At 53.0% G+C, this 12,333-nt stretch carries 12 protein-coding genes; all 12 read left to right on the forward strand.

Annotation, left to right across the window (positions count from 1 at the left end; genetic code table 11):
• The first annotated feature begins 78 nt into the window (after positions 1–78).
• Entirely contained in the window at positions 79–636 is a 558-nt protein-coding gene (gene frr, locus L384_RS11380; protein WP_003856180.1) for a ribosome recycling factor, read from the forward strand.
• Positions 637–728: 92 nt separating this feature from the next.
• Positions 729–1,928, forward strand: coding sequence for a 1-deoxy-D-xylulose-5-phosphate reductoisomerase (ispC, locus tag L384_RS11375; protein ID WP_022650418.1), 1,200 nt, complete (start codon positions 729–731; stop codon positions 1,926–1,928).
• 185 nt (positions 1,929–2,113) lie between these two features.
• Positions 2,114–2,872: a (2E,6E)-farnesyl-diphosphate-specific ditrans,polycis-undecaprenyl-diphosphate synthase gene (gene ispU / locus L384_RS11370; RefSeq protein ID WP_003856176.1), complete on the forward strand. Its 759-nt coding sequence runs from the start codon at positions 2,114–2,116 to the stop codon at positions 2,870–2,872.
• Positions 2,873–2,884: 12 nt separating this feature from the next.
• Positions 2,885–3,742 carry a phosphatidate cytidylyltransferase gene (gene cdsA, locus L384_RS11365; protein ID WP_003856175.1) on the forward strand — a complete coding sequence of 286 codons (858 nt, stop codon included), beginning with the start codon at positions 2,885–2,887 and terminating at the stop codon, positions 3,740–3,742.
• A gap of 11 nt (positions 3,743–3,753) precedes the next feature.
• Positions 3,754–5,106 (forward strand): sigma E protease regulator RseP, encoded by a 1,353-nt coding sequence (gene rseP, locus L384_RS11360; protein WP_003856174.1) that lies wholly within the window; start codon positions 3,754–3,756, stop codon positions 5,104–5,106.
• Between the two features lie 31 nt (positions 5,107–5,137).
• Complete coding sequence (bamA, locus tag L384_RS11355) at positions 5,138–7,570, forward strand: outer membrane protein assembly factor BamA (protein ID WP_023324178.1); 2,433 nt, start codon at positions 5,138–5,140, stop codon at positions 7,568–7,570.
• A 123-nt stretch (positions 7,571–7,693) separates the two neighbouring features.
• The gene (gene skp, locus L384_RS11350) at positions 7,694–8,188 is read left to right on the forward strand and encodes a molecular chaperone Skp (RefSeq protein ID WP_003856169.1); all 495 of its coding nucleotides are present in this window, start codon (positions 7,694–7,696) and stop codon (positions 8,186–8,188) included.
• Between the two features lie 3 nt (positions 8,189–8,191).
• Positions 8,192–9,217: a UDP-3-O-(3-hydroxymyristoyl)glucosamine N-acyltransferase gene (gene lpxD / locus L384_RS11345; protein ID WP_023324179.1), complete on the forward strand. Its 1,026-nt coding sequence runs from the start codon at positions 8,192–8,194 to the stop codon at positions 9,215–9,217.
• 104 nt (positions 9,218–9,321) lie between these two features.
• The gene (gene fabZ / locus L384_RS11340) at positions 9,322–9,777 is read left to right on the forward strand and encodes a 3-hydroxyacyl-ACP dehydratase FabZ (RefSeq protein WP_003856165.1); all 456 of its coding nucleotides are present in this window, start codon (positions 9,322–9,324) and stop codon (positions 9,775–9,777) included.
• 3 nt (positions 9,778–9,780) lie between these two features.
• Complete coding sequence (gene lpxA, locus L384_RS11335) at positions 9,781–10,569, forward strand: acyl-ACP--UDP-N-acetylglucosamine O-acyltransferase (protein ID WP_003856164.1); 789 nt, start codon at positions 9,781–9,783, stop codon at positions 10,567–10,569.
• Positions 10,569–11,717, forward strand: coding sequence for a lipid-A-disaccharide synthase (gene lpxB / locus L384_RS11330; protein WP_023324180.1), 1,149 nt, complete (start codon positions 10,569–10,571; stop codon positions 11,715–11,717). Before lpxA ends, lpxB begins: the two co-directional genes overlap by 1 nt.
• A complete protein-coding gene (gene rnhB, locus L384_RS11325) occupies positions 11,714–12,310 on the forward strand; it encodes a ribonuclease HII (RefSeq protein ID WP_003856158.1) in 597 nt (198 codons plus the stop codon). Before lpxB ends, rnhB begins: the two co-directional genes overlap by 4 nt.
• The last annotated feature ends 23 nt before the right edge of the window (positions 12,311–12,333 follow it).

Consider the following 12,333-nt stretch of genomic DNA (forward strand, 5'->3'; position numbering starts at 1 on the left):
ACGCGACTATACTTAGCACACCTGTAGCGCTGTGCTGGCGGATAGTCTGCCTGAGACAAGTTTTCAAGGATCCGTAACGTGATTAACGACATCAGAAAAGATGCTGAAGTACGCATGGACAAATGCGTAGAAGCGTTCAAAAACCAAATCAGCAAAATCCGTACTGGCCGAGCTTCCCCAAGCCTGCTGGATGGCATCATCGTAGAATACTACGGTACGCCTACGCCACTGCGTCAGCTGGCGAGCGTGACGGTAGAAGATACCCGTACCCTGAAAATCAACGTGTTCGATCGCTCAATGAGCCCGGCCGTTGAAAAAGCGATCATGGCATCTGACCTGGGTCTGAACCCAAGCTCAGCGGGCGCGGATATTCGCGTACCACTGCCTCCGCTGACGGAAGAGCGTCGTAAAGACCTGATCAAAGTGGTTCGCGGTGAAGCTGAGCAGGGTCGCGTTTCCGTACGTAACGTGCGTCGCGATGCGAACGATAAAGTGAAAGCCCTGCTGAAAGAAAAAGAGATCAGCGAAGATGACGATCGTCGTTCACAGGACGACATTCAGAAAATGACCGACGCGGCCATCAAGAAAATTGATGCGGCGCTGGCAGAAAAAGAAGCGGAACTGATGCAGTTCTGATTTTCGCTGTACACTGATAAACGCCGTTCAGAAGGACATTGAGTCTTGCTGGCGGCGTTTTGCTTTTATCTGATCTAACTTTTGGGCATCTCATGAAGCATCTCACTCTCCTCGGCTCGACCGGCTCTATCGGTTGCAGCACTCTCGACGTTGTACGTCATAATCCTGACAGCTACACCGTAGCCGCGCTTGTGGCCGGAAAAAACGTGCAGCGAATGGTCGAACAGTGCCTGGAGTTTACCCCCCGTTTTGCGGTGATGGATGATGAAGAGAGCGCCCGCCAGGTAAAAGCGCTGTTGCAGGAGAAGGGCTGCCGTACCGAGGTGCTCAGCGGGCAACAGGCGGCGTGCGATATGGCCGCGCTTGATGAAGTTGATCAGGTTATGGCGGCAATCGTCGGGGCGGCGGGTCTTCTGCCGACGCTTGCCGCGATCGATGCGGGAAAAGATGTCCTGCTTGCGAACAAAGAGTCGCTGGTCACCTGCGGACGCCTCTTTATGGACGCGGTAAAACAGCGTGGGGCACGTCTTTTGCCGGTCGATAGCGAGCACAACGCCATTTTTCAGAGTTTACCCCAACCTTTTCAACAAAACCTGGGGTACGCTGACCTGGAGCAGAATGGCGTTGTGTCGATTCTGCTTACCGGGTCTGGTGGCCCGTTCCGTGAAACGCCACTGTCTGAATTGAGCGCAATGACGCCGGATCAGGCATGTCGTCATCCGAACTGGTCAATGGGGCGTAAGATCTCCGTCGATTCGGCCACCATGATGAACAAAGGTCTGGAATACATTGAAGCTCGCTGGCTGTTCAATGCGTCGGCGAAACAGATGGAAGTGCTGATCCACCCGCAGTCGGTGATTCACTCGATGGTGCGCTATCAGGACGGCAGCGTGCTGGCCCAGCTGGGCGAACCGGATATGCGTACGCCAATTGCTCATACAATGGCGTGGCCAAACCGCGTAAAATCGGGCGTTAAGCCTCTCGATTTTTGCAAGCTGAGTTCACTGACGTTTAGCGAGCCTGATTACGACCGTTATCCCTGTCTGAAACTGGCGATGACGGCCTTCGATCAGGGGCAGGCGGCGACAACGGCGCTTAATGCAGCCAATGAAGTGACCGTTGAAGCATTCCTGAACCAGCAGATCCGCTTTACTGATATCGCCGCGTTGAATTTATCCGTGCTGGAGATGATGGATTTGCGTGAGCCGCAGAGCGTGGAAGAGGTGCTGGCCGTGGATGAACAGGCACGCATTGTTGCGCGTAAACAGGTGACACGTCTCGCAAGCTGGTGATAAAGCAAGCACTAGTCGTCGTGCTATTTGTTAGCGTTGGGCTTCAGTGATATAGTCTGCGCCACCTGATCGCAGGTATTTGGCTTTAAGTGGTCAGGTAAGCCGTGGTTTGACACGGCTTTTTTATGTATAGGCTTCAGTATTCCTGTGTACCGTTAAATCCTTTCAGGGACTAAAAACGCGTTATGTTGTCTGCGAATCAACCAATAAGCGAAAACTTGCCAGCACATGGCTGTCGCCATGTTGCAATCATCATGGATGGCAATGGCCGCTGGGCGAAAAGACAAGGGAAGATACGAGCCTTTGGGCATAAAGCTGGGGCGAAATCTGTTCGCCGCGCCGTTTCTTTTGCCGCCAATAACGGCATTGATGCGTTAACGCTCTATGCTTTTAGCAGTGAGAACTGGAATCGACCTGCGCAGGAAGTGACTGCGTTGATGGAACTGTTCGTGTGGGCGCTCGATAGCGAAGTAAAAAGCCTGCACCGCCACAACGTCCGCTTGCGTATTATTGGCGAAACCAGTCGTTTTAACTCACGTTTGCAGGAACGGATTCGCAAAGCAGAAGCGCTGACGGAAAATAATACCGGCCTGACGCTCAATATCGCGGCGAATTACGGCGGACGCTGGGATATTATCCAGGGGGTTCGGCATCTGGCTGAGCAGGTTCAGGAAGGGCTGTTAAGACCCGACCAGATTGATGAAGAGGCGCTGAGTCAGCAAATCTGCATGAATGAACTGGCACCCGTGGATTTGGTTATAAGGACAGGGGGGGAGCATCGCATTAGTAACTTTTTGCTGTGGCAAATTGCCTACGCCGAACTTTACTTTACGGATGTTCTTTGGCCAGATTTTGATGAACAAGACTTTGAAGGTGCGCTGCATGCCTTTGCCAATCGAGAGCGTCGTTTCGGCGGCACCGAGCCTGGTGGCGATAACGCCTGATGGGGGTAGCTTTTGCTGAAGTATCGCCTGATTTCCGCTTTTGTATTAATACCCGTCGTCATCGCAGCGCTGTTTTTACTGCCTCCGGTGGGATTCGCTATTGTTACGCTGGTGGTGTGTATGCTCGCCGCGTGGGAATGGGGGCAGCTTAGCGGCTTTACCTCGCGCACTCAGCGGGTATGGCTGGCGGTACTCTGTGGTTTTTTACTGGCCCTGATGCTGTATACCTTGCCTGAATATCATCACGATGTTCACCAGCCGCTGGTTGCCGGATCCTTATGGATATCGCTGGCCTGGTGGATTGCTGCGCTTGTTTTAGTGCTTTTCTATCCAGGCTCTGCGGCGATCTGGCGTAACTCTAAAGTGTTGCGCCTTATTTTTGGTCTGCTCACGATTGTTCCCTTTTTCTGGGGGATGGTTGCGCTGCGCGCCTGGCACTATGACGAAAACCACTACAGCGGCGCGATATGGCTGCTTTATGTGATGATTCTCGTCTGGGGGGCTGACTCCGGGGCCTATATGTTTGGTAAACTGTTCGGCAAACATAAACTGGCGCCAAAGGTTTCTCCGGGCAAAACCTGGCAAGGCTTCATTGGCGGCCTGTTTACGGCAGCAATTATCTCCTGGGGCTATGGGGTCTGGGCGAATCTTGAGGTTGCCCCCTCCACGCTGCTGGTATGTTCGATTTTCGCGGCGCTGGCATCGGTGCTGGGTGATTTAACCGAGAGTATGTTTAAGCGTGAAGCAGGGATTAAGGACAGTGGTCACCTGATTCCAGGACATGGCGGAATACTGGATCGCATTGACAGCCTTACCGCGGCTGTTCCTGTATTTGCTTGCCTGCTTTTACTGGTGTTTGGGACGATATAACGGAAGGTTTTATGCTGAGCATTCTCTGGAATCTGGCGGCGTTCATTGTTGCACTGGGTGTACTGATTACCGTGCATGAATTTGGCCATTTCTGGGTTGCCCGGCGCTGTGGTGTGCGGGTGGAGCGATTCTCGATTGGCTTTGGCAAATCGCTCTGGAAGCGTACCGATAAGCATGGCACCGAGTTTGTCATTGCTCTGATTCCCCTGGGCGGCTATGTCAAAATGCTCGACGAACGCGTTGAGCCTGTCGCCCCGGAACTTCGCCATCGCGCGTTTAACAATAAAACTGTTGGACAACGTGCTGCCATCATCGCTGCCGGCCCGGTAGCCAATTTCATCTTCGCTATCTTCGCCTACTGGCTGGTGTTTATCATCGGCGTGCCTGGCGTGCGCCCGGTCGTGGGAGAAATCACCACGGGTTCTATTGCGGCAACGGCGCAAATTACACCGGGAATGGAACTTAAAGCGATTGATGGTATCGAAACCCCTGATTGGGATGCCGTGAGGTTACAACTGGTTGCCAAAATCGGTGATGAGCAGACAACCGTCAGCGTATCGCCATTTGGTTCCGACCAGCGGCAGGAAAAAGTGCTGGATTTACGCCACTGGCGCTTTGAGCCAGACAAAGAGGACCCTGTCGCCGCACTCGGGATTCGACCGCGCGGCGCGCAGATCGAGCCGGTATTAGCCGAAGTACAGGCCAAATCGGCAGCGAGTAAAGCAGGTTTACAAGCGGGTGACAGGATCGTTAAAGTCGATGGTCAGCCATTAACACAATGGATGACCTTTGTTACTCTGGTGCGCGATAATCCAGGCAAGCCGCTCGCGCTGGAAGTGGAAAGGCAGGGGAGTTCGCTCTCACTGACTCTCACCCCGGATACCAAATCGGGCGGCGGTAAGGCGGAAGGGTTTGCCGGCGTTGTGCCGAAAGTGATCCCACTGCCAGATGAGTACAAGACAATACGCCAGTATGGGCCGTTTAGCGCCATCGTTGAGGCCACGGATAAAACATGGCAGCTGATGAAGCTTACGGTCAACATGTTGGGGAAATTGATAACCGGTGATGTGAAACTGAACAACCTCAGTGGGCCAATTTCGATTGCTCAGGGGGCTGGGATGTCAGCGGAGTTCGGGGTGATTTACTATCTCATGTTCCTTGCGCTGATTAGCGTGAACCTGGGGATAATCAACCTGTTCCCGCTTCCCGTACTAGATGGGGGCCATTTGCTGTTTTTAGCGATTGAAAAGCTAAAAGGCGGACCGGTATCCGAGCGAGTTCAAGACTTTAGTTATCGCATTGGCTCGATTTTGCTGGTGCTGTTAATGGGGCTTGCACTTTTCAATGATTTCTCTCGGTTGTAAGAGAGTTAGTTAGGAAGAACGCATAATAACGATGGCGATGAAAAAGTTGCTCATAGCGTCGCTGCTGTTTAGCAGCGCGACCGTATACGGTGCTGACGGGTTCGTAGTGAAAGATATTCATTTCGAAGGCCTTCAGCGTGTCGCCGTTGGTGCGGCCCTCCTCAGTATGCCTGTGCGCCCCGGCGATACGGTTAATGATGAAGATATCAGTAACACCATCCGTGCTCTGTTTGCCACTGGCAACTTTGAGGACGTCCGTGTCCTGCGCGATGGTGATACGCTGGTGGTTCAGGTAAAAGAACGTCCAACGATTGCCAGCATCACTTTCTCCGGCAACAAGTCGGTGAAAGATGACATGCTCAAGCAGAACCTTGAGGCATCGGGTGTTCGTGTGGGGGAATCTCTGGACCGCACAACCCTTGCAGACATTGAAAAAGGTCTGGAAGATTTCTATTACAGCGTCGGTAAATACAGCGCGAGCGTTAAAGCGGTTGTTACACCGCTGCCACGTAACCGTGTCGACCTGAAACTGGTCTTCCAGGAAGGTGTTTCTGCGAAGATCCAGCAGATCAACATCGTGGGTAACCACGCGTTCAGCACCGACGAACTGATCTCCAACTTCCAGCTGCGTGACGAAGTGCCGTGGTGGAACGTGGTGGGCGATCGTAAATACCAGAAACAGAAACTGGCGGGTGACCTTGAAACCCTGCGCAGCTACTATCTGGATCGCGGTTACGCCCGTTTCAACATCGATTCAACTCAGGTGAGTCTGACTCCGGACAAGAAAGGTATCTACATTACCGTTAACATCACTGAAGGCGATAAGTACACGCTTTCAGGTGTTGAAGTCAGCGGCAACCTGGCAGGACATTCAGCTGAAATTGAATCTCTGACCAAAATTCAGCCGGGCGATCTGTACAGCGGATCTAAAGTCACCAAAATGGAAGACAGCATTAAGAAGCTGCTCGGCCGTTATGGTTATGCGTATCCGCGTGTGCAAACGCAGCCGGAAATTAACGACACGGATAAAACCGTTAAGCTGCACGTTAACGTTGATGCGGGCAACCGTTTCTATGTGCGTAAGATCCGCTTCGAAGGTAACGATACCTCTAAAGACTCCGTTCTGCGCCGTGAAATGCGCCAGATGGAAGGGGCATGGCTGGGAAGCGATCTGGTAGACCAGGGTAAAGAGCGTCTGAACCGTCTGGGCTATTTCGAAACGGTCGATACCGATACTCAGCGTGTACCAGGTCGTCCGGATCAGGTTGATGTTGTTTATAAAGTTAAAGAACGTAATACCGGTAGCTTCAACTTTGGTATTGGTTACGGTACTGAAAGTGGCGTGAGCTTCCAGGTCGGTGTTCAGCAGGATAACTGGCTGGGTACGGGCTACTCTGTCGGTATCAACGGGACGAAAAACGACTACCAGACCTACTCTGAGTTCTCTGTTACCAACCCATACTTCACCGTTGACGGTGTAAGCCTGGGCGGTCGTATCTTCTATAACGACTTTAAAGCGGATGACGCGGACCTCTCCTCGTATACCAACAAGAGTTACGGTCTGGATGGTACGCTCGGCTTCCCGGTTAACGAATACAACACCCTGCGCGCAGGTTTAGGGTACGTGCATAACGACCTGTCCAACATGCAACCGCAGGTGGCGATGTGGCGTTACCTGGACTCCATCGGTCAGTCGGCGAGTACGTCCAGCGATGACAACGGTTTCGCCGCGGATGACTTCACCTTCAACTACGGTTGGACCTACAACCGTCTTGACCGTGGCTACTTCCCGACGGAAGGTTCACGTGTCAACCTGAACGGTAAAGTGACTATCCCGGGCTCGGATAACGAGTTCTACAAGGTCACGCTGGATACGGCGTCCTACTTCCCAATTGATGAAGATCACAAGTGGGTTGTTCTGGGTCGTACCCGTTGGGGTTATGGTGACGGTATTGGAAGCAAAGAACTGCCGTTCTATGAAAACTTCTACGCCGGTGGTTCAAGCACCGTGCGTGGCTTCCAGTCCAATAACATTGGTCCGAAAGCGGTTTATTACGGCGGTAATGACGAAGATAACTGCAACAAACCGGCTACGGACGGAGCAGGCAATAAGAACGTATGTAGTTCCGATGATGCAGTAGGTGGTAACGCTATGGCCGTGGCGAGCCTCGAGTTCATCACGCCTACGCCGTTTATCAGCGACAAGTACGCAAACTCTGTCCGCACCTCTTTCTTTATGGATGCAGGTACAGTGTGGGATACCAACTGGCAGAACACGACTGAAACGCGCCTTGCTGGTGTGCCGGACTACAGCGATCCGAGCAACATTCGCATGTCCGCAGGTATCGCATTACAATGGATGTCACCGCTGGGGCCGTTGGTCTTCTCTTACGCCCAGCCGTTTAAGAAATACGATGGAGACAAAGCGGAGCAGTTCCAGTTTAACATTGGTAAAACCTGGTAATAATCCGCTGCAATGGAATGCGTTGGCAGTGTAGCGCTGACAACCGGCGATCGGTAAAACGATCGCCTTGCCACGCAAAGAACGGTACCCCTCGGGTGCCAATGGGATGGTAAGGAGTTAATTGTGAAAAAGTGGTTATTAGCTGCAGGTCTCGGTTTAGCGATGGCAACTTCTGCTCAGGCAGCGGATAAAATTGCAATCGTCAACATGGGTAATTTGTTCCAGCAGGTTGCACAGAAAACCGGTGTTTCTGCAACGCTGGAAAACGAATTCAAAGGCCGTGCGAGCGAACTGCAACGTATGGAAGGTGATCTTCAGTCCAAGATGCAGCGTCTTCAGCGTGATGGTTCTACCATGAAAGCGAGCGAGCGCAGCAAACTGGAAAAAGACGTCATGTCTCAGCGCCAGACCTTCTCTCAGAAAGCGCAGGCTTTCGAGCAGGATCGTCAGCGTCGTTCTAACGAAGAGCGTGGCAAACTGGTGACGCGTATTCAGTCTGCCGTTAAAGCAGTCGCAGCCGATCAGAGCATCGATCTGGTTGTTGATTCGAACGCCGTTGCATTCAACAGCAGCGATGTTAAAGACATCACCGCTGATGTTCTGAAACAGGTTAAATAAGTAATGCCTTCAATTCGACTGGCTGATTTAGCTCAGCAGTTGGATGCAGAATTACACGGTGATGGCGATATCGTCATCACCGCTGTTGCGTCCATGCAATCTGCTAAAGCAGGCACTATTACCTTCATGGTAAGCCCTAAGTACCGTGAACACCTGGCCCAGTGCCAGGCGTCTGCCGTTGTTCTGACGCAGGACGATCTTCCGTTTGCCACTAGCGCTGCACTGGTAGTGAAAAATCCCTACCTGACCTATGCGCGCATGGCCCAAATTCTTGATACCACGCCGCAGCCGGCACAGAACATTGCAGCCAGTGCTGCGATTGATCCGACGGCTCAGCTGGGTAACAACGTATCAGTCGGCGCAAACGCCGTTATCGAATCCGGCGTCGTGCTGGGTGATAACGTGGTGATTGGCCCAGGCTGCTTTGTTGGAAAAAATACGAAAATTGGCGCAGGGACTCGTCTGTGGGCCAATGTCTCTGTCTACCATGAGGTTGAGATTGGCGAGAATTGTCTCGTACAGTCCAGCACGGTGATTGGTTCTGACGGATTTGGTTACGCTAACGATCGGGGTAACTGGGTTAAGATCCCTCAGCTGGGTCGCGTGATTATCGGCGATCGTGTGGAGATCGGCGCTTGCACCACCATCGACCGCGGTGCGCTTGACGACACCGTTATTGGTAACGGTGTTATCATAGACAACCAGTGCCAGATTGCACATAACGTTGTGATTGGCGACAATACCGCAGTTGCGGGTGGTGTTATCATGGCAGGCAGCCTGAAAATTGGCCGTTACTGCATGATTGGCGGTGCCAGCGTGATCAATGGCCATATGGAAATATGCGACAAAGTCACGGTGACGGGGATGGGCATGGTGATGCGTCCAATCACTGAGCCTGGCGTTTATTCCTCCGGTATTCCGCTGCAACCGAACAAGGTCTGGCGTAAAACAGCTGCACTGGTGATGAATATTGATGATATGAGCAAGCGACTCAAAGCGATTGAGCGCAAAATCGATCAACAAGACTAAGCGTTCATCCGTTTAACGCTAAATTTCCCGGCCTGTCGGCTTTGTTTATAAACCGGCAGGCCGTGTTATTATTGCTACTTAGTACATTTGACAGGAAGAGTATTTTGACTACTGACACTCATACTCTGCATATTGAAGAGATTTTAGAACTTCTGCCGCACCGCTATCCGTTTTTACTGGTAGACCGTGTGCTGGATTTTGAAGAAGGTCGTTTTCTGCGCGCAGTGAAAAATGTCTCCGTTAACGAGCCGTTCTTCCAGGGGCACTTCCCTGGTAAGCCTATCTTCCCGGGGGTATTGATCCTGGAAGCGATGGCACAGGCTACCGGTATTCTGGCGTTTAAAAGCGTAGGTAAACTGGAACCGGGTGAACTCTATTACTTCGCGGGTATCGATGAAGCGCGCTTCAAGCGTCCGGTCGTGCCTGGTGATCAAATGATCATGGAAGTCACTTTTGAAAAAACGCGTCGCGGCCTGACTCGCTTCAAAGGCGTAGCTATGGTTGACGGCAAAGTTGTTTGCGAAGCGACAATGATGTGTGCGCGTAGCCGGGAGGCCTGATACGTGATTGATAAATCCGCCTTTATTCATCCTACCGCCATTGTGGAAACGGGTGCCATCATTGGTGCCAATGTCCACATCGGCCCGTTTTGTATTGTTGGACCCCATGTCGAAATTGGTGAGGGTACAGTACTGAAATCTCACGTTGTCGTGAATGGTCATACCACCATTGGCTGCAACAATGAGATCTATCAGTTCGCCTCCATCGGCGAAGTTAACCAGGATCTCAAGTATGCTGGCGAACCGACCCGCGTGGAAATCGGCGATCGTAACCGCATTCGCGAAAGCGTCACCATTCATCGTGGTACAACGCAAGGCGGTGGATTGACGAAGGTGGGCAGCGACAACCTGTTTATGGTTAATGCGCACATTGCGCACGACTGTACCGTGGGGAGCCGCTGTATTCTCGCCAACAACGCAACGCTGGCGGGACACGTATCGGTCGATGATTTCGCCATTATTGGCGGCATGACCGCAGTCCATCAGTTCTGCATCATTGGTGCACACGTGATGGTCGGCGGATGCTCCGGTGTGGCGCAGGACGTCCCACCGTTTGTGATTGCGCAGGGCAACCATGCCACGCCGTTTGGCGTGAACATTGAAGGTCTCAAGCGTCGTGGCTTCAGCCGCGAAGCGATTACCGCGATCCGCAACGCGTACAAATTGCTGTACCGTAGCGGTAAAACGCTGGAAGAGGCTAAGCCGGAAATTGCCGAGCTGGCGAATAAGCACCCTGAAGTGAAAACGTTCATGGAATTCTTTGAACGTTCAACCCGTGGTCTGATTCGTTAATGGTCGACAGTCGTCCGCTTACCATCGCCCTGGTCGCCGGAGAAACCTCCGGCGATATTCTTGGTGCAGGTCTTATCCGCGCGCTTAAAGCCCGTGTACCCAACGCCCGCTTTGTGGGCGTGGCTGGGCCGCTAATGCAGGCCGAAGGCTGCGAAGCCTGGTATGAAATGGAAGAGCTGGCTGTGATGGGCATCGTCGAGGTGCTGGGCCGCTTGCGTCGCCTGCTGCATATCCGCGCCGACCTTACCCGCCGCTTTACCGACCTCAAGCCCGATGTATTTGTCGGCATTGATGCGCCTGATTTCAATATTACCCTTGAAGGGAACCTGAAAAAGCAGGGGATCAAAACGATCCATTACGTCAGCCCGTCCGTGTGGGCGTGGCGACAGAAACGCGTTTTCAAAATCGGACGGTCCACTAATCTGGTGCTGGCTTTTCTGCCTTTCGAAAAAGCGTTTTACGACAGATTTAATGTCCCGTGCCGTTTTATCGGTCATACCATGGCGGATGCCATGCCGCTGGATCCGGATAAAAACGCGGCGCGTGACGAACTGGGCCTCCCGCATGATGTGCATTGTCTGGCGCTGCTGCCAGGAAGCCGGGGTGCGGAAGTTGAAATGCTCAGTGCCGATTTCCTGAAAACGGCGCAAATTCTTCGCAAGACTTACCCCGATCTTGAAGTGGTCGTGCCGCTGGTGAATGCCAAACGCCGGGAGCAGTTTGAGCGTATCAAAGCCGACGTCGCCCCGGATCTTCACGTCCGCCTGCTGGACGGAAAAGGGCGGCAAGCTATGTTTGCGAGCGATGCCGCACTGCTGGCTTCCGGCACGGCTGCGCTGGAGTGTATGCTGGCAAAATGCCCAATGGTGGTCGGTTATCGCATGAAGCCGTTTACCTTCTGGCTGGCAAAACGTCTGGTAAAAACAGATTACGTATCTCTGCCAAACCTGCTTGCGGGTCGCGAGCTGGTGAAAGAGCTCTTGCAGGATGAATGCCAGCCGCAGGCGCTGGCAGATGCGCTGCTGCCGCTGCTGGCCAACGGTAAAACCAGCCACCAGATGCATGATACCTTCCGTGAACTGCATCAACTGATCCGCTGTAATGCTGATGAGCAGGCGGCCGATGCGGTGCTGGAGTTAGCACAATGATGGAATTTATTTATCCCCATACCCACCTCGTTGCCGGTGTGGATGAAGTCGGTCGTGGCCCGTTAGTGGGTGCCGTTGTGACCGCGGCGGTGATCCTCGATCCAGCCCGCCCGATCGTTGGCCTGAACGACTCGAAAAAACTGAGCGAAAAGCGTCGTTTAGCGCTGTTCGATGAAATTAAAGAGAAAGCGCTGGCCTGGAGTCTCGGGCGCGCAGAACCGCATGAGATTGACGATCTAAACATTCTGCACGCTACCATGCTGGCGATGCAGCGTGCCGTTGCGGGCCTGAAGATTGTGCCTGAGTATGTACTGATCGACGGTAACCGTTGCCCGGCGCTGCCGATGCCTTCCATGGCTGTTGTTAAAGGCGATAGCCGCGTCGCAGAAATCAGTGCGGCGTCAATCATTGCCAAAGTGACGCGCGATGCTGAAATGGCCGCGCTGGACCTCACTTATCCCGCGTATGGTTTCGCCCAGCACAAGGGATATCCAACGGCTTTCCATCTGGAAAAGCTGGCTGAACATGGCGCAACTGAACATCATCGGCGCAGCTTTGGCCCGGTGAAACGCGCGCTGGGACTGGTGTCCTGAATCAAGACGCAAGCAATTAAGTA

This window comes from Enterobacter sp. MGH 38 (assembly GCF_000492855.1).
In the GTDB taxonomy this organism is placed as follows: domain Bacteria; phylum Pseudomonadota; class Gammaproteobacteria; order Enterobacterales; family Enterobacteriaceae; genus Enterobacter; species Enterobacter hormaechei_C.